This is a genomic window from Longispora urticae (assembly GCF_053902585.1).
On the sequence record NZ_JAQZSH010000042.1, the window covers coordinates 119712 to 135748 of the forward strand.

Genomic DNA, 16037 nt, shown 5'->3' on the forward strand with positions numbered 1-16037 from the left:
TGATCCATTTTTCCGCGGTTCAGCGGCACGAGGGGGCCACGGGCGGCGTGCTCCGGCACGCTATTTATTGACTTCGGCCTCCGCAAGAAGTGCGGTCGCAACATCTCGCATCGTAGTTACTACCGAAGCAGCTCCGGCACGGCGAAGCTCGGCCACCTTGCGGGACATGTTTGCGTACCCGACTACTGGTAGGCCGGCCGAGATGCCCGCCGCGACATCGGTTACCGTGTCGCCGATCAACGTGCACGTTGCCGGGTCGGCACGCAGAGCGGCTACCGCGCGAAGCAATGGCTCCGGGTTCGGTTTCATTCTGCTGGGATCTGCGTAGGCGCGTCCGACAACCGTGGCGAAGTGCCTCGCAAGCCTGTGGGCCGTGAGGTAAGCAGACACCGCTGCCTCCGAGTTGTTGCTGACAACCGCGACCGGTCGACCAGCCTGGCGGGCCGCAACGATAACCTCACGTCCGTACGGAGTAGGCTCCGCCGACCGCGCGGCCACCAGTTCCGCGGCGCACAGCGCGTCCTCAACTGCGCGGGTGAGCTTTGGCAGCCCCTGACGGTCGGTCCACCGCAATACCTCCAGCGGGTCCGATTCATCTTCGATCTCCGCCAGGTCGAGGCGCTCAGACCGCAGCACCTGCCTCAGAGCCTCGGCCACATTGGGCGCGGAGTACCCGGCGAAGATGCTGCACACTGGTCCGTCGAAGTCGAGGAGCAGCGGGCCGTGTCCGGCCAGTAGTGCGGCGAGTGCGGGCGCGTCGGTCATGCCTCGTACTCGCGGGTGATCGTGTCCCATACCGAGTCAAACCACTGCGCCGCGCCCTCGACGAACTGGGTGCCGTGCGAGGCGCTGTCGTCGCTGACCGTGTAGTGGAACAGCGGGACGTCCTTGCCCAGTAGGTCATAGATCGCGGTCGGCTCACCCTTGATCGACACGGTGCGCTCAATGACTGGGTAGAACCCGAACCAGGCTTCGCCTCCGTGACGGTCGGGTACACCCCGGCAGGGAAGCGCATCATGCGCCGGGGGAGCGGCAAGACCAAGACCGAGGCGCGCGACAAGCTCAAAGAGATCCTCCGCGACTACGAAGACGGACTCGCGATCGCCTCGCACAACCTGACCGTCGCCGACGCCGTCACGGACTGGCTCAACTTTGGCCTCAACGGTCGGGCTCAGAGCACCGTCGAAAAGTGCACCTACCTGTGTGAGGGGCACGTGATCCCGGCGCTCGGTGCGCGCAAGCTCCGGGACCTCAGCGCCACCGACGTTGACCGGTGGCTCACGGACAAGGCCAAGACGCTGAGTACCCGCACGCTCGGGGATCTCTACTCCTGTCTCAACCGGTCGGTCAACCGAGCGATGGCCCGGGACCAGGTCAAGCGCAACGTTGTCGGGCTGTGCAGCATCCCCAAGGGGCAGCTCACTGCTCACCGGAGCACGTACCGAGGAGCTGCGCGCCCTCACATGGGATCACGTCGACCTCGACGGCCAGCCCACGGCTGACCCGCCGCTACCGGCATCTCTCCAGGTGTGGCACTCGGTGCGCGCCGGGGGAGACACCAAGACCAAGAAGTCACGGCGCACCCTGGCCCTGCCCCTGCGCTGCGTCGCTGCGCTCCGGTCGCACGCGGAGCGGCAGGCCCAGGACCGGGCCGACGCCGGCAAGAACTGGAAGGAGGGCCGATTCGTGTTCGCGACGAAGCTAGGCACGCCCCTCGACGCCGCGAACGTGCGCCGCGCCTTCCGCCGCGTGACCAAGCTGGCTGGGCTGGACAAGGGGGAGTGGACGCCGCGCGAACTGCGGCACAGCTTCGTGTCCCTGCTGTCCAGCTCCGGGGTACGGATCGAGGACATCGCGGAGCTGTGCGGCCACGCCGGGACGACCGTCACAGAGAAGGTCTACCGCCATCAGCTCCGGCCGGTGCTGCTCAACGGGGCGGTCGCGATGGACGAGATCTTTGACCCGACGCCCGCAGATTCGGAGGCGTAGACACTCAATTAGGTACTCAGCGCATGCAGAGAGGCCCTTTCCGTTCCCGGAAAGGGCCTCTGAGCTGCGGTGGGCGTAGCAGGGTTTGAACCTGCGACCCCTTCGGTGTGAACGAAGTGCTCTCCCACTGAGCTATACGCCCGCAACGAGTGGTTACATTACCCGACGCCCACCCCGCCCGGCGAATCCGGGGTCACCACCCCGTCAGATCCCGCGCCTCCTGCCACAGATCCACCCCGAGGCTGTACTTCACCGACGCCCAGACGACCGCGGCCACGAAGACGAGGCCGAGGACGCCGATCACGGCGCGTACCAGGAGACTCTGGCGTTTGATCCAGCCCGTCCAGCGGTCGAGCTGGTGGCGGGCGAAGGCCAGGAGGCGGCGCGCCCAGTGGAATTCCAGTGCCAGGATGGCCAGGCCCGCGAGGACGATGAGCCAGCCGGGGCCGGGGAGCGGGATGAGGAAAGCGCCCAGGATGATCACCGCGACGCCGAGGACCGTGACCGTGATCTTGACGGCCAGTCTGCCGCCCGGCTTCTCCCGGATCCGGTCGAGCCAGTGTCGTTCGCTTGTCTGATCTTTCACGCCTGTCACACCCCGGAACGTACCTCATAAGTTTTGGTCTTTGAGGCCCCGCTGGGGCTCCGGAGGCGCTACTTTCAGAACCGGACTCCACTACGGGTCGAGACCAGCGTATGACGGGGCGTGACGGGGGGTATCACCCGAGTGTGAGAATGCGGGACGCGCGGGGCGTCTCGTCGCCGTTGCCTGGGGGTGAGGTCGATGGGGGTACTACGTCCCGCGACCGTGGAGGTCGAGACGTCTCTGCGGCTGGTCGCGCCTGACGCGACCGCGCTGCCGGTCCGCGCGAGTTTGCGCTACGACCCGCTCGATCCGTACGCGGTCCATGTCCTGTTCCACGCGGAGACGGTGGGCGGTGAGCCTGTGAGCTGGTCCTTCGCCCGCGACCTGTTGGTCAAGGGGTTGGACGAGCCGGCGGGCATCGGAGATGTGCGCGTCTGGCCGTGGTCGACACCGAGGGGCGAGTTCGTCGCCCTGGCGCTGTCGTCCCCGGACGGGAACGCCCTTTTCGAGGTACCGCGCAGCGTGCTCGTCCGGTTCCTGCGCCGGACGTACGTGGTGGTGCCGAGGGGTAAGGAGAGCGACCATCTGGATGTGGACGCCGCCGTCGTCCGGTTGCTGTCGGCACGCTGAGTAACAGCCGAATGGGGGCCCCTCCGAGTCTGGAGGGGCCCCTTTCGCGCGCTCTGGGTGGGACACATCGGGGGAGCGTGGACTCACGCCGTCGGGCGGCCCCGTGGGTACCCGTCGCCTGGTGTTGCCCGTGCTCTCTAGGACGCGGTGACGCTCGACTGCCACATCAGGAACTTGCCCTCGGGGCTGAAGTCCACCTTCGCGCTGCTCCCGTCGCCCAGGTCCACCCGCAACCCGTTGTACGTGTCGGTGTACGGGATCCCGTGGTGCTCCAGGTACCGGGTCACGGTCAGCCGGTGGTCGCCCGGGAACACCCCGACGGCGGACACCAGGCGGCGCGCGGCGCTGATCGGGTCGAACCGGCCCATCGGGATCCGGGCGTCGTCGAACACCACGAAGAACTTGCCGCCCTCGTACGGCAGCCCCAGATAGCCGCGGCACTCCAGCAGCGCCGTGGCCGCCATCACCAGGCGCTCGGCGGACATCACCGGGTCCTTGCGCCGGCTGAGGTCCAGGGTGTTCTGCATGATCTCCGGGATCTCCCAGATCCGACCGATGTCGGTGAGTCGCAGCACCGCCTGGGTGGCGACGTGGTCCAGTCCGTAGCCCGGGTTGCCCCAGGACCACAGGAAGGTGCCGTTGTGGGTCGCGTAGCTGGCCAGGAGGCTGCACCGCAGCTCGGCGGCCCCCATCGTGAACGTGCACGTCTCCAGGTCGACGGTCCAGTCGCCCCCGGGCAGGTACGCGTTCAGGGTCTCCAACTGCTCCATCATGATCGCGGAGCGGGCCGCGGCCAACCGTTCGAGCTCGGGGCTGAAAAGTTCCATGATGGGCTTAACGGTGTACTTCGGCATCCGACACGGTGGGGTCGACGCGGCGGGCCCCGGGCGGCCGGCGCGTCGGCGCGGTTCCGGCTGATCCGGCGAGGCGGAGGTGGCCGGACGGCGCGGTGGGCGTGGCCGCTCGGCGGGAGGGGGCGCGGACACGATGGGTACCCCCGGTTTGCGGGTCCGAGGTCCCTCGGCTAAAGTTTCTCCAGTCAGCGAGGAACGCCGCAAGGCGGACAAGCGGACAGAAACAACAAAAGCAACAAAGTGCGGATGTAGCGCAGCTGGTAGCGCATCACCTTGCCAAGGTGAGGGTCGCGAGTTCGAATCTCGTCATCCGCTCGACAGAGGTATCACTCGGTGGAGTGGCCGAGAGGCGAGGCAACGGCCTGCAAAGCCGTGTACACGGGTTCAAATCCCGTCTCCACCTCTGTTAGCAAGGGCGTATAGCTCAGCGGGAGAGCACTTCCCTGACACGGAAGGGGTCACAGGTTCAATCCCTGTTACGCCCACCAGCACGACGCACGTCTGAGGCCAGTTTCCGGGAATCGGAAACTGGCCTCAAGTTCGTCCGCCCGTGTCGGCCCGCAGGAATCGGCGGTTCCAGGCGTACTTTCGCGCATTCCTCCTCACCCTGAGTCCGCGTCGGCTGATCCGGCCGCGGGCTGGTCGGTGGAGTGATCACCGTTTTGAGATTGACGCGACTGGAGCACTCCCCGGATGAAGGCGCACCGCTCCCGAACCTTGGGGTTGGCGTGGCGTTCTGCGGCGTGCAGGTACGGCTCGGCGTCGTCAGGCTCGACGCGTTCCCAGAACAGGAGTTGGTCGAGTACGCCGATACCCCATAGTTGGACGCCTGGATCGGGGTCGGTGAGGAATTCGGTGACCAGTGGCATGTCATCGCCGGTGGCGAGAACGCGTAGCAGTTCGACCGCCGTGGCCCGCCGGCCATTGACCGGATCGGTGCGGTAGATCTCCACACACCGGGCCCGGGCGGCGTCTGGTCGCAGGAGGGAAAGGACGCTGCGGGCGTACACGGGCGCAGCTGGCTCCGGGGCCCGCGGTCGCGGTGGTTCAGATCAGCGGTTCGAAGAAGGCCCGGAGCTGAGCCGCCAGGTAGTCGGGTTCCTCATGGGACATGAAGTGTCCGCCGCTGTCGGGACGCGCGAAGTGCCGCAGGTTCGGGAAGGCGCGTTCGGCCAGGCTCCGGGGGAAGCCCGCCATCAGGGGTTCGTGGCTCAGGGTGATCGCGGTCGGCACCGTGACCGGTGGTCGGGGGTCGGCGTGCGGGTGGTCGTAGTACGGGCGGAACGAGGAGCCGATGCTGCCGGTGACCCAGTACAGGGTGGCCACGGTCAGGAGGTCGTCGGGGCTCCACCGGGTCGCGAGGTCGCCGGCGCAGTCGCTCCAGTCGCGGTACTTGTCGGCGATCCAGGCCAGGAGTCCGGCCGGTGAGTCCGTCAGCGCGGCGGCGATGGTGTCCGGGCGGGTGCGTATGATCTCGGAGTACCCGCCGTCCTGGGCGTCGTAGGCCCGTTCGGCGTCCAGGTAGGCCCGCTCGGCCGGGTCGAGCGCCGCCGGGTCGATGCCGGCGGTGAGGCTGCCGGAGGTCATGTGCACCCCGACCACACTCTCCGGGTACAGGGCGCCGAGCCACTGGGTGACGCTGCCGCCGATGTCCCCGCCGAACGCGCCGTAGCGGCGGTACCCGAGGGTCGTGGTCATCAGGTGGTGCCAGGTTCCGGCGACCTGCCGCCCGGTGAAGGGCCGGTCCGGCGCCTCGGAGTACCCGAATCCGGGCAGTGAGGGGATGATGACGTCGAAGTCGGCGGCCAGCCGGTCGGCGACGGCCAGCATCTCCACGAAGCAGCTCGGCCACCCGTGCGTCAGCACCAGGGGCAACGCGCCGGGCCGGGTCGACCGCACGTGGACGAGGTGCACCTGCTGCCCGTCGACGTCGGCGACGTACTGCGGGTAGCCGTTCAGGCCGGCCTCGACCCGCCGCCAGTCGAAGCCGTCCGCCCAGTGCTCCACCAACGCGCGCAGATCCGTCGGGTCGGTCCCGGCGTTCCACGGTGTGCGGTCCGAGGCCACGGTGAACCGGGTACGCGCCAGGCGCTCCCGCAGGTCGGCGAGCACGGGCTCGGGCACATCGATCCGGAAGGGCTGCATGATCATCATGATCGCCGGTCCGGGACGGAAACGGGAGCCCCACAGCGGTGTGGCCCCACATTTCCCGCACGGCCGCCCCCGCCAACTCGCCCTCATCGGGGTCGAGAAGGCTCTCGACCGGGGCCCCTCGGCCGCCCCGTCCACTCCGTGGGAGGAGCCGACGGGTCCCTGGCGTCCGCCGACCGGGGCGTGTTAGCGTCGGCCCGTGATGCGTCGTGAGAGTCGATGGTTTGGTTGGCCGGCCTGCGGGCTCGGCGACTCGGTCATGACCTGACGTCACCATCACGCGAGCCGGCAGAGGCAGGGACACGATGTCCCTGCCTTTTTGTATGCGCAGAGCATGCCGGCTCGGTCGCGGGGACGCCGGCCCCGTTCCGCCGGCGGAGGTACCACCATGGCCACGGCCACCACACTCAACACGGGCATGAACGACCCGCGCGTCGACCGGATGACGCCCCTGGCACCACCGGAGCTGCTGCACCGCGAACTACCGCTCGACGAGGCCCGACGCCAAGCGGTCGCTGACGCCAGGGCGTCGGTGGCCGCCGTGCTCGACGGCCGCGACGACCGGCTGCTCGTGGTGGTCGGGCCGTGTTCGGTGCACGACCCCCTGGCCGCCGTGGACTACGCGGGCCGGCTCGCGGGACTGGCCGCCACGCTCGGCGACGACCTCCTCGTGCTGATGCGGGTGTACTTCGAAAAGCCGCGGACCGTCGTGGGCTGGAAGGGCCTGATCAACGATCCGGGCCTCGACGGGTCCGGGGACATCGACCTCGGCCTGCGCACGGCCCGCGCGCTCCTCCTGCGGGTGCTCGACCTGGGGCTGCCGGTGGCCTGCGAGTTCCTCGATCCGGTCCTGGCCCGGTACACCGCCGACACCGTGTCCTGGGGCGCGATCGGGGCCCGGACGGTGGAGAGCCAGACCCACCGGCAGCTCGCCTCGGGCCTGCCCATGCCGATCGGGATGAAGAACCGCCCGGACGGCAGCGTGACCACGGCGGTGGAGGCCGTCCTCGCCGCGGGCGCACCGCACGTCTACGCCGGCACCGACGCCACCGGCAGGCCGGCGGTCACCCACACCAAGGGCAACACCGACTGTCATCTGGTACTCCGCGGCGGCAGCCACAGCGGGCCGAACTTCGGACCGGTGGCCGTCGGGGACGCCCTGCGACAACTGCGCGCCGCGGGGCTGCCGGAACGGGTCGTCGTCGACGTCAGCCACGCCAACAGCGGCAAGGACCACCACCGCCAGGCCGGGGTCGTCGAGGAGGTGGCCCAGCAGGTCGAGTCCGGGCAGCGCGGCATCGTCGGACTGATGGTGGAGTCCTTCCTCGTGGCCGGTCGCCAGGACCTGCTGCCCGGCAGGCCGTTGACGTACGGCCAGTCGGTCACGGACGCGTGCCTGGGCTGGGAGTCCACGGTCGCGACCCTGGACAGGCTCGCGCTGGCGGCCCGGCGTCGGCGCGGGGCCCGGCCGGTCGGCGCGGGGCGCGCGGTCCCGGAGGCCCGTCATGCCTGAACCCAGGATCCCGGACCACCTCGGCGGCATGCCTGTAGCCCGGATCCCCGACCACCCCGGCAGCGGGAGCCAGCGGCCCGAGGGCGCCTCCGGCCGTAGCCGGATGCCCGACGGCTCCTCCGGCGGTGGTAGCCGGATGTCTGACGGGTCCGGCGGCGGGAGTGGGGCGCCGGGCGGTGCCGTTGTCGTCGTGCCCGGTTCGAAGTCGGTGACCAACCGCGCGCTGTTCCTCGCCGCCGCCGCCGACGGCACCACCACCCTGCGCGGCGCCCTCCGCTCCGACGACACCGACGCGTTCGTCGACGGCCTGCGCCACCTGGGCTACGACGTCGACCGCACCCACGACGCCTGGCGGGTCACCGGCCGCCCGTCGGGCCCGTCCGCCACCGACGCCGACGTCTACTGCCGCGACGGCGCCACCGTCGCCCGCTTCCTGCCGATGCTGGCCGCGACCGGCCACGGCACGTACCGGTTCGACGCCTCCCCGCAGATGCGCCGCCGGCCGCTCGGCCCCCTGACCACGGCGATGCGCGACCTCGGGGTCGAGCTGCGGCACGGGGAGCGCGACGGGCACCACCCGCTCACCGTCGTCGGTCGGGGCGTCCGGGGCGGGACCGTCCGCCTCGACGCGAGCGTGTCCTCGCAGTTCCTCAGCGCGTTGCTGCTGGCCGGGCCGCTGATGGCGGAGGGACTGCGGGTGGAGGTGACCGACCTGGTGTCCGCGCCGTACGTCGAGATCACGATCGCGATGATGCGGTCCTTCGGCGTGGAGGTCGTCCGCGACGGCGACGCCTACCTCGTGCCCGCCGGGGGCTACCGGGCCACCGACTACGCCATCGAACCCGACGCCTCGACCGCCAGCTACTTCTTCGCCGCCGCCGCGCTCACCGGCCGCCAGGTCACCGTTCCGGGGCTGGGCTCCGGCGCGCTGCAGGGTGATCTGCGGTTCGTGGAGATCCTGGAGCGGATGGGCGCCAGCGTGCGGATCGCCGCCGGCGCCACGACCGTCACCGGCACGGGCCGGCTGTCCGGGGTCACGGCCAACATGCGTGACATCTCCGACACGATGCCCACCCTGGCGGCGATCGCGCCGTTCGCCGAGGGGCCGGTGCGGATCACGGACGTGTACAACACCCGGGTCAAGGAGTGCGACCGGATCGAGGCGTGCGCCGTGAACCTGCGCCGGCTGGGGGTGCGGGTGGAGACCGGGCGGGACTGGATCGGGATCTGGCCGGGCGTACCCGTCGGGGCCGAGATCGACTGCCACGGTGACCACCGGATCGCGATGAGCTTCGCGGTCACCGGTCTGCGCACGCCGGACCTGACGCTCGACGAGCCGGGAGCCGTGCGCAAGACGTTCCCGGAGTTCCACGAGGTGTTCGGGGGGCTGTGGCGCTGAGGACCGGCGGCCCAGCGCCGACTGACCCGGTGTGCAGACGCTAGTGGGGACGCTGTTTGTGCCCGTTCTCCAACAGCGAGACCATGTCGGCGATCCGCCGTGCCCGCTCCTCGGGGCGCCGCCGGGTGCCGTCGATCCAGCGCAGATAGGCCTTGCGGTAGAACTGGGCCAGCCCGTCGAAGAAGGCACCGGCACGCGGGCAGGCGACCAGTGCGGCGGCGACATCGGCGTCGAGGTCGGTCCGCTGCGGCCCTTCGGGTGTCAGCTCGACGTCGACCTCATCCCCGACGCCGACCGCGCGGTCGCGCAGCCACGCCGCTCCGACGGGGAACCCGCGGACGCCTTCGGCATCGGTGGCGATCACGCCGCGAAACCCGTACCCGTTGACGGTGCCGGTCACCGGATGGCGGGGTTTGGCGCCCCACACGGCATCCGGATCGAAGGGGACGGCGACGAAGCCACCGCCGGGCCCCCGGCCCGACAGGACCCCGGTGAACCGCTGCGCCCGCATTCCCGCATCCTCCCATCACCGGCGTGGGGATTCGGAGCGGGTCTTTCCGGGTACGCGGGGGAGAGCCGGTCGTCGGGGTCGGCGTGCGGGAAGGGGAAGATCATGACCGGGGCACACCGCCAGCAGGGTGACGAGAACACGCCGTTGGCCGACGGTTCGGTACCCGCCGAGGACGACGCGCGCCTGCGCCGTGCCGACGAGGAGCAGAGTGGCGGCGCCGAGGTGAGCGCCGAGGACGCGCGGCTGGACGCGGAGGCCCGGGCGGCGACGCTGTACCCGCACCGCCCGGAGTGAGGTCCCCGCACCGCCCGGCGTGAGGTGATCCGTCGGGAGAGAGGCGCCGAAGAGGCGTGCCGCAGGCCGGATTCCCCAGGGGGAGTCCGGCCTGACGCGGGGAGCGTGCGGGACCATGGCCGGCCCGGCGACTGAGCAATTCCCGAGAAGAACTGGGAGTTCACCGATGTGACAATCCATGAACTTCTATCGACTCGACGGAACGAGTGGCCATGAGTAACGGTGCATTAGTTGTACTTTTCCCGATAGCGGTCGCCATCATCATGCTCGGACTGGGCCTGACCCTGACCCTCGAGGACTTCCGCCGCGTCGTGCGGTACCCCAAGGCGATGGTCGTCTGCCTCGTGTCCCAGATGCTGATCCTGCCCGCGATCTGCCTGGGGCTGGTGGTCGTCTTCAACCTGCGCCCCGAGCTGGCGATCGGCATGATGCTGCTCGCGGCCTCGCCGGGCGGTAGCACGGCCAGTCTGTACAGCCACCTGTTCAAGGGCGACCTGGCGCTCAACATCTCGTTGACCGCGGTGAACTCGGTGCTGGCGCTGTTCACGCTGCCGGTGATCGTCAACCTGGCGGTGGCCGGTTTCCTGGGCTCGGACAGCTCGCTCGGGCTCCAGTTCGACAAGGTGATCCAGGTGTTCGCCGTCGTGCTGATCCCGATCGCGATCGGGATGGCGATCCGTGCGCGGTTCACCGGGTTCGCCACCCGGATGGAGCGGCCGGTCAAGATCCTGTCGGTGGTGGTGCTGCTCCTGCTGATCGGCAGCGTGATCAGCGGCCTCGGCAAGGAGATCATCGACATGCTGCCCGAGATCATCGTCGTGGTGGTGGCGTTCAACCTGTTCAGCATGCTGATCGGGTACTTCGGCCCGCGCCTGCTGCGGATCGGCGAGCGGGAGTCGATCGCGTCGGCGTTCGAGATCGGGCTGCACAACGCCTCGCTGACCATCGCCATCGCGATGAGCCCGGCGCTGCTGAACAACCCGAAGATGGCGATCCCGTCGGTGACCTACGGCTTCGTCATGTTCTTCACCGCCGCCGTGTTCGGTCTCCTCGTCTCCCGCAGGGTGCGGGCGGCGTCAGAGCCCGCCGGGCGGACGGTCGCCGCCAACCGGGCCTGACCCCCGAAGACCATCAGAGGGGTACTGGCCCCGCCGTCAGCGCGCCACCGGCGGGGCCAGTACCCCGTCGGCGGGCAGGCCGAGCGCCGTCATCGCCGTCGCGTACCGGCTGAACGCCCGGCCCGCCTCGCCGTAGCGCCCCACGCCGGTCAGCAGTCCGATGTGCAGCTCGTGGGCGGCGGAGTCGTACGGATCGGCCTCCAGGAGGCGCAGCAGGGCCCGGACCGCGCCGTCGGTGTCCCCGCTGGTCCGCGCCGCCCCGGCCAGTGCCCGTTCGACCTGGATGAACAGGGAGCGGGCGTAGTCGCGCAGCGGGGCCGACCAGTCGTCGTAGGGCTCGTCGGCGAGGAAGTCCCCGGGGTAGGACCGCTCGGCGTTGGCCAGCAGTTCCAGACCGGCCGGGTCGGCGGGGTCGCGGGTGGTCAGGCGCAGGCCGTGCTCGGCGGTGTCCACGAAGCCCTCCACGTCGATGTCGAGGTGCGACAGGTCGAGCGCGACGCCGCCGGAGTCGCCCCGCACGTACCAGTCGGGGCCGACCCGTTTGCGCGGGTCCAGGACGGTGCGCAGGATGGACAGGGCCACGGTGAGCCGGTGGGCCCGCCTGTCCCCGTCGTCCGCGCCGGGCCAGAGGAGTTCGGCGAGCTCGTCGCGGGGGACCGCGCGGCCCCGGCGGGCCACGAGCAGCCGGAGCAGGTCCCGGGCCTTGCGGGACTGCCAACCGGAGACGGGTACGGGTTCGCCGTCGACCAGGACCTCGAAGTAGCCGAGGGTCCGCACCGCCACCGGGTCGTCGCCGCGCCCGCCCGACCAGCGGGCCGCCGACACCCCGAGGGCGGCCAGCCGGCCCGCGGCGACCCGGCCCTCGGTGCGGGCCGTGGCGTCCACGCCGGGGAGCTGGCCCAGGACGGCGGTGACCCGGTCGGTGTCCATGCTGGCTCCGGCGTCGCGCCAGGTGCGCTGCGCCTCGCCGTAGGACCGGCGCGCGGCGGCCGGGGTGGCGCCCGCGTCGCCGGCCAGTTCGAGCGCCTCGGCCAGCGCGGCGATGTCGCTGTGCCGGCGGGCGTGCTCGGCGGCGGTCCGGGCCGCCTCGGCCGCCGCCGTCCGGTCCCCGGCGGCCAGGGCCACCTCGCCGACCGCCAGGTACGCCATCGCCGCCCCGGGCCCCGCGCCCGCCTCCTCCAGCGCGCGCCGGGCCGCCGCCGAGGCCCCCGCCGGGTCGTCCGCCGCCGCCGTGCGGGCCAGCCCCACGAGGGCCGGGAGCAGCCCCTGGAGGTCCGCGTCGGCGCCGGCGATCCGGGCGGCCTCCTCGTACGCGGCCCGGGCCACCGCCGTGCGGCCCCGGAGCCGGTGCAGGTTCGCGGTACCCGTCAACGCGTAGGCGACCTTGCGGGAGCCCATCCGCTGGTACAGGGCCGCCGCGCGGGTGTAGTCGCCGTCCGCCTCGTCCAGGTAGCCGAGGCGCACCAGGATCTCGCCCCGGTTGCACAGCGCGAGGGCCAGCATCGCCGCGTACCCGGTCCGCTCGGCGAGCCGGACGGCCGGGCGCACCTCGGCCAGCGCGTCGGCGTACCGGCCCTCCTGGTGCAGCGAGCCCGCGATGTTGGCCCGGACCCGGGTCACCTGCACCACGTCGCCGGCCGCCTCGGCGTGCCGCAGCGCCCGGTCGTAGTGCCGCTGCCGGGCCGTCCGGTCCCCGGTGAGCGTGCAGTGCAGCGCCTGGGCGATGTGCGCGGCGGCCAGCGCGGCGTCGTCGCCGAGGGCCGTCGCGGTGGCCATGGCCTCGTCGGCGAGCCGCCCGCAGCCGGCCGGGTCGCCGAGCATCCAGCGGGCCGCGGCGGTCCAGCCCAGCAGGACGGCGCCGTCGGAGTCCGGTCCCGGGGTGCCGCGTTCGAAGTAGTCGAGGGCCGCGCGCGGCTTGCCCCGCAGGTACTCGACGACCCCGGCCCGCCAGGCCAGCCGGGCCGGCAGCGTCTCCGCGGAGCCGGCGAGCGTCCGGTAGACGGCCGAGGCGGCGTCGCTGTCCCCGGTGACCTGCAGCGCCTCCCCGAGCAGGAGCGACAACCCGCCGTCGGGTACGCCGGACCCGCCGCCCGGGGCGGAACGCGCCTCCGCCGCGTCCCCGGGAGTGTCCAGCCCGTCCCCCGGCGCGGCCGGCCCGTTCCCGGTCGCGGGCAGCGCGCGGAGTGCCTCGACGACCAGGTCCGCGTACCCCGCTGCTATCAGTCCTTCGCCGTGGGCCGCGAGCAGCCGGCCCGCGTCGCCGGCCGCACCCGCGTCGAGCAGGCAGCGCACGGCCGCCCGGTGGTCCCCGGCGGCCTCGTAGCCGGCCGCGGCGGCCACCAGGGTCTCCCGCAGCACCGGGCCGGCCAGGGGCCGCCACGCGCGCACGGCCCCGGCGACGGCGGGCACGAGCTCCTCGCCCCGGACCAGGCCGAGCGCGGTGAGCTGCTCCACGAAGCCGGCGGGCATCCCGTCGAGGGTCGGCAGGTACGCGGCGGTCCGCAGCAGCCGCCGGACCGTACCCGGCAGCGCCGCCAGCACCTCCGCCACGAGGTACTCGGTCACCGCCCGCCGTGGGTCGTCCCCGGTGGCGCGCGCCGTCCCCGCCAGGTGCAGCAGCGCCGGCCAGCCCCCGGTGTACCCGACCAGGTCGTCGGGGGCGACCCCGTGCCGTTCGCGGAGCAGCCGCTCGGCCCGGGGTCCGTTCAGGGCGAGGTGCGCGGGGCCGATCTCGCCGACCACGCCCCGCCCGCGCCACCGGGCCGGCACGGCGATCCGGTGCCGGCCCGTCAGGACCAGGCGCGCGGCCGTCCACAGCTCCGCCCGGGCGAGCACCGGTTCGGGCAGCCGGAGCCCGGCCGGCGCGTCCTCCAGCACGTACAGCACCCGGTCGTCCGCGAGGTCCGCCAGGTCCCCGACCGCGACCGGCCGGACGGGCAGTGTGCGGCCCCAGCGGGCGACCAGGGTCGACTTCCCGTATCCGGCGGCGGCCACGAGCACTGTCACCGGCGCGGTGGGCGCGGTCCCGAATGCGTTCATGCCCGCATTGCACCATGTCCGGGGCCCGACAGCCCACTGTGACCGGACCGTGAGTCCACTGTGAGGTCGCCGAGGAGGCTCGTACCCATGAGAATCTCCAAGGTCTTCGCCGGCCTCGCCCTCGCCGCCGCCGGCCTCACCGCGACCGTCCTGCCCGCCGCCCCCGCCCAGGCCACCTCCCTGAACAACTGCACCTACTGGGCTCTGCCCTCCAACACGAACCTGAGCCTGAAGGTGTGCGCCACGGGTGGCCAGGACACCCTGGACAGCACGGTGTGGGTCACGAACAAGTCCGCGAAGGACCCCCAGTTCGTCCAGCGGCTGGAGGTGTCCAACGACCTGGGCGCGTTCAACTCCTGCTTCATCAACGCGTGGATCCCGGTGGGCGCGTCGCGGTTCTGCACGGCCTTCGCGGTGTACCCGACGCTGCCGTCGAACCGGTTCACCTGGGGAAAGATCCACTACTGGTCGGAGCAGCAGAAGCAGTACATCGTCGCGGAGCACTGGACGACGGCGTACGTCCTCTAGAGCCGGCGCTGATCCGAACCGGTGAGCCGGGCGAACTCGCCCCGGCTCACCGGTTCGGCCCCTGACCAGCCGGCGGTCGCCCCAGCCAGCCATTCCGCCGCGTCGCTGTCGCCTTCCCCGGCGGCGATCCGGGCCGCGGCCCCGCCCTCGCGCGCGCTGGCGGCGACCCGCGCCGCCGCGACGAACACCGCCGCGACCGTGTCCAGGTCGAGCTCGGGAAGGCCGGTCACGGTCTCCCCGACAACAACCAACGCTGACCGGTACCGCGACACCGCGCACCCCGCCACCCGCGCCGCCGCCACGCCCCGGTCCCGCGCGGCCGCCCGGTCGCGGACGGTGGGCCCGGGCGGGCCGAACACCCAGTAGAGCTGCTTGTGCGGCGTGCCGGACTCCAGCTCCAGGGTCCGGGCGAGCGCGGCGACCCGGTCGTCGAACGCCCCGATCCGGTACCGGTTCCCGTTGTCGTCCTGCCGCCACGCCTCCCAGCCGGTCACGTCGGGGCCTGGAGCAGCGGCGCCACCAGGCGGGCCGGGTCCACTCCCGCCGGCAGGTCACTGACCTGACCGTCGCCCACCTCGATCAGCCGCCACCCGCCGTCGGCCCGCTGGGCCAGGTCGGTCGTGACGAACCGGGCCCCGAACCCCGCGACCAGCGGGGCGATCGCGCCCAGGTCGGGGCTGACCGCTTGGTCCGGGGTGTCGGGATGCGGCCCGCACAGGACGGGCCCGCCGTCGAGCCACCACACCCGGGCCTCCGCCGCCCGCCCGCCGGGACCGTGGTCTTTGGGGCCGCGCAGGTCCTCGAACGCGCGCAGCACGATGCCGCCCGCCAGGTCCGCCTCCTGGAGCTCCACGAACCGCGCCACCACCCGGTGCGCCGCGGCCGTGTCCGCGAGGTCGGGGATGTGGCAGGCCGTCGCCCACTCGTGCTTGCGGGACTTCACGTAGTCCTTGACCAGGCCGGGACCGGCGGGCAGCCGGGCCGCGAGCGCCGCGACGTCCTCGACGGTGACCGCCGCGCCCGGGGCGAGGGGCCGCCAGGCGCTGGCGGGCGTGACCGCGGCGAACGCGTCGAACCAGCCGGGGAGTTCATGGGCCGACCGATAGCGGTCCGCGCCGGTGAGCAGAACCGTGCCCCGGGCCGCGAGCGCGGTCTCCCACGCCGGGTAGTGCCGGGTGGGGACCATCCAGCCCCGGTACCAGGCGGGGCCCAGGTCGCGGGGTACCCGGCGGGTCGCCGCCCCGGGGTCGCCCGCGAGCAGCGCGTCATGGTCGATGAGCGCGACGGTGCCGCCCAGTGCGCGGACGGTGTCCGCCTCGGCGGCGAAGTGCGGGTCGACGCGGCGCGGGTGGAGGGGGTCGGCGCAGTACAGCAGGGCGGCGGGCATGCGACCCAGCCTAGACAGGGCGACACGGCTCGGCGGGG

Annotated in this window: 15 protein-coding genes, 4 tRNA genes and 2 pseudogenes; 10 read left to right on the forward strand and 11 right to left on the reverse strand. The window is 72.0% G+C overall.

What is annotated here, in order from left to right; all coding sequences use genetic code 11:
* Nucleotides 1-60: 60 nt before the first annotated feature.
* Together PT931_RS30175 and PT931_RS30180 are read right to left on the reverse strand one after the other, a co-directional pair.
* A complete protein-coding gene (locus PT931_RS30175; RefSeq protein WP_456249113.1) occupies nucleotides 61-765 on the reverse strand; it encodes an HAD family hydrolase in 705 nt (234 codons plus the stop codon).
* Nucleotides 762-974: pseudogene (locus PT931_RS30180) on the reverse strand (GntR family transcriptional regulator); the annotation flags it as partial. The gene PT931_RS30175 and the pseudogene PT931_RS30180, both read right to left, overlap by 4 nt.
* Between PT931_RS30180 and PT931_RS30185 the strand changes: the two are divergent.
* Nucleotides 975-1989 (forward strand): annotated as a pseudogene (locus PT931_RS30185) (site-specific integrase); the annotation flags it as partial.
* A gap of 70 nt (nucleotides 1990-2059) precedes the next feature.
* Here the strand turns inward: PT931_RS30185 and PT931_RS30190 are convergent.
* Together PT931_RS30190 and PT931_RS30195 are read right to left on the reverse strand one after the other, a co-directional pair.
* A tRNA-Val gene (locus PT931_RS30190) sits at nucleotides 2060-2131 on the reverse strand.
* Nucleotides 2132-2182: 51 nt separating this feature from the next.
* Nucleotides 2183-2575, reverse strand: a complete 393-nt coding sequence (locus tag PT931_RS30195) for a TIGR02611 family protein (protein ID WP_456249114.1) — start codon at nucleotides 2573-2575, stop codon at nucleotides 2183-2185.
* Nucleotides 2576-2773: 198 nt separating this feature from the next.
* Between PT931_RS30195 and PT931_RS30200 the strand changes: the two genes are divergently transcribed.
* Nucleotides 2774-3205 (forward strand): SsgA family sporulation/cell division regulator, encoded by a 432-nt coding sequence (locus PT931_RS30200; protein ID WP_363727413.1) that lies wholly within the window; start codon nucleotides 2774-2776, stop codon nucleotides 3203-3205.
* Nucleotides 3206-3342: 137 nt separating this feature from the next.
* Here PT931_RS30200 and PT931_RS30205 read toward each other — a convergent pair whose 3' ends face one another.
* The gene (locus tag PT931_RS30205; RefSeq protein WP_456249115.1) at nucleotides 3343-4032 is read right to left on the reverse strand and encodes a DUF6882 domain-containing protein; all 690 of its coding nucleotides are present in this window, start codon (nucleotides 4030-4032) and stop codon (nucleotides 3343-3345) included.
* Between the two features lie 269 nt (nucleotides 4033-4301).
* Between PT931_RS30205 and PT931_RS30210 the strand changes: the two genes are divergently transcribed.
* The 3 genes from PT931_RS30210 to PT931_RS30220 all read left to right on the forward strand — a co-directional run bounded on the left by PT931_RS30210 (nucleotide 4302) and on the right by PT931_RS30220 (nucleotide 4547).
* Nucleotides 4302-4374 (forward strand) — tRNA-Gly (locus tag PT931_RS30210).
* A gap of 17 nt (nucleotides 4375-4391) precedes the next feature.
* Nucleotides 4392-4462, forward strand: a tRNA-Cys gene (locus PT931_RS30215).
* Nucleotides 4463-4472: 10 nt separating this feature from the next.
* Nucleotides 4473-4547: transfer RNA gene (locus PT931_RS30220), tRNA-Val, on the forward strand.
* Nucleotides 4548-4661: 114 nt separating this feature from the next.
* On the opposite strand, the gene PT931_RS30225 is transcribed toward PT931_RS30220, so the two are convergent.
* Both PT931_RS30225 and PT931_RS30230 read right to left on the reverse strand, forming a co-directional pair.
* Nucleotides 4662-5012, reverse strand: coding sequence for a hypothetical protein (locus PT931_RS30225; protein ID WP_456249116.1), 351 nt, complete (start codon nucleotides 5010-5012; stop codon nucleotides 4662-4664).
* A 94-nt stretch (nucleotides 5013-5106) separates the two neighbouring features.
* Entirely contained in the window at nucleotides 5107-6204 is a 1098-nt protein-coding gene (locus PT931_RS30230; protein ID WP_456249117.1) for an epoxide hydrolase family protein, read from the reverse strand.
* 394 nt (nucleotides 6205-6598) lie between these two features.
* On the opposite strand from PT931_RS30230, the gene PT931_RS30235 reads away from it, so the two are divergent.
* A complete protein-coding gene (locus PT931_RS30235; RefSeq protein ID WP_456249118.1) occupies nucleotides 6599-7723 on the forward strand; it encodes a 3-deoxy-7-phosphoheptulonate synthase in 1125 nt (374 codons plus the stop codon).
* On the forward strand, nucleotides 7716-9122 hold the full coding sequence (gene aroA / locus PT931_RS30240; RefSeq protein WP_456249119.1) for a 3-phosphoshikimate 1-carboxyvinyltransferase: 1407 nt from the start codon (nucleotides 7716-7718) through the stop codon (nucleotides 9120-9122). Before PT931_RS30235 ends, aroA begins: the two co-directional genes overlap by 8 nt.
* 40 nt (nucleotides 9123-9162) lie before the next feature.
* On the opposite strand, the gene PT931_RS30245 is transcribed toward aroA, so the two are convergent.
* Entirely contained in the window at nucleotides 9163-9633 is a 471-nt protein-coding gene (locus PT931_RS30245; protein ID WP_456249120.1) for a YdeI/OmpD-associated family protein, read from the reverse strand.
* Between the two features lie 102 nt (nucleotides 9634-9735).
* On the opposite strand from PT931_RS30245, the gene PT931_RS30250 reads away from it, so the two are divergent.
* Complete coding sequence (locus PT931_RS30250) at nucleotides 9736-9927, forward strand: hypothetical protein (RefSeq protein WP_456249121.1); 192 nt, start codon at nucleotides 9736-9738, stop codon at nucleotides 9925-9927.
* A gap of 212 nt (nucleotides 9928-10139) precedes the next feature.
* Nucleotides 10140-11045, forward strand: coding sequence for a bile acid:sodium symporter family protein (locus PT931_RS30255; protein WP_456249122.1), 906 nt, complete (start codon nucleotides 10140-10142; stop codon nucleotides 11043-11045).
* Nucleotides 11046-11081: 36 nt separating this feature from the next.
* Here PT931_RS30255 and PT931_RS30260 read toward each other — a convergent pair whose 3' ends face one another.
* On the reverse strand, nucleotides 11082-14084 hold the full coding sequence (locus PT931_RS30260) for a BTAD domain-containing putative transcriptional regulator (protein ID WP_456249123.1): 3003 nt from the start codon (nucleotides 14082-14084) through the stop codon (nucleotides 11082-11084).
* An 87-nt stretch (nucleotides 14085-14171) separates the two neighbouring features.
* On the opposite strand from PT931_RS30260, the gene PT931_RS30265 reads away from it, so the two are divergent.
* Nucleotides 14172-14612 (forward strand): hypothetical protein, encoded by a 441-nt coding sequence (locus PT931_RS30265; protein WP_456249124.1) that lies wholly within the window; start codon nucleotides 14172-14174, stop codon nucleotides 14610-14612.
* Here the strand turns inward: PT931_RS30265 and PT931_RS30270 are convergent.
* Nucleotides 14609-15106, reverse strand: a complete 498-nt coding sequence (locus tag PT931_RS30270) for a hypothetical protein (RefSeq protein WP_456249125.1) — start codon at nucleotides 15104-15106, stop codon at nucleotides 14609-14611. The two genes, PT931_RS30265 and PT931_RS30270, sit on opposite strands and share 4 nt — an antisense overlap.
* Nucleotides 15103-15999 (reverse strand): ATP-grasp domain-containing protein, encoded by an 897-nt coding sequence (locus PT931_RS30275; RefSeq protein WP_456249126.1) that lies wholly within the window; start codon nucleotides 15997-15999, stop codon nucleotides 15103-15105. The genes PT931_RS30270 and PT931_RS30275 overlap by 4 nt, the downstream gene beginning before the upstream one ends.
* Between the last annotated feature and the right edge of the window lie 38 nt (nucleotides 16000-16037).

Excerpts from the sequence above, each read along its gene's own strand:
- PT931_RS30175 (WP_456249113.1), bottom strand. The coding sequence starts at position 765 with ATGACCGACGCGCCCGCACTCGCCGCACTACTGGCCGGACACGGCCCG.
- PT931_RS30200 (WP_363727413.1), top strand. The coding sequence starts at position 2,774 with ATGGGGGTACTACGTCCCGCGACCGTGGAGGTCGAGACGTCTCTGCGG.
- PT931_RS30205 (WP_456249115.1), bottom strand. The coding sequence starts at position 4,032 with ATGGAACTTTTCAGCCCCGAGCTCGAACGGTTGGCCGCGGCCCGCTCC.
- PT931_RS30230 (WP_456249117.1), bottom strand. The coding sequence starts at position 6,204 with ATGCAGCCCTTCCGGATCGATGTGCCCGAGCCCGTGCTCGCCGACCTG.
- PT931_RS30235 (WP_456249118.1), top strand. The coding sequence starts at position 6,599 with ATGGCCACGGCCACCACACTCAACACGGGCATGAACGACCCGCGCGTC.
- aroA (WP_456249119.1), top strand. The coding sequence starts at position 7,716 with ATGCCTGAACCCAGGATCCCGGACCACCTCGGCGGCATGCCTGTAGCC.
- PT931_RS30245 (WP_456249120.1), bottom strand. The coding sequence starts at position 9,633 with ATGCGGGCGCAGCGGTTCACCGGGGTCCTGTCGGGCCGGGGGCCCGGC.
- PT931_RS30250 (WP_456249121.1), top strand. The coding sequence starts at position 9,736 with ATGACCGGGGCACACCGCCAGCAGGGTGACGAGAACACGCCGTTGGCC.
- PT931_RS30255 (WP_456249122.1), top strand. The coding sequence starts at position 10,140 with ATGAGTAACGGTGCATTAGTTGTACTTTTCCCGATAGCGGTCGCCATC.
- PT931_RS30260 (WP_456249123.1), bottom strand. The coding sequence starts at position 14,084 with ATGAACGCATTCGGGACCGCGCCCACCGCGCCGGTGACAGTGCTCGTG.
- PT931_RS30265 (WP_456249124.1), top strand. The coding sequence starts at position 14,172 with ATGAGAATCTCCAAGGTCTTCGCCGGCCTCGCCCTCGCCGCCGCCGGC.
- PT931_RS30275 (WP_456249126.1), bottom strand. The coding sequence starts at position 15,999 with ATGCCCGCCGCCCTGCTGTACTGCGCCGACCCCCTCCACCCGCGCCGC.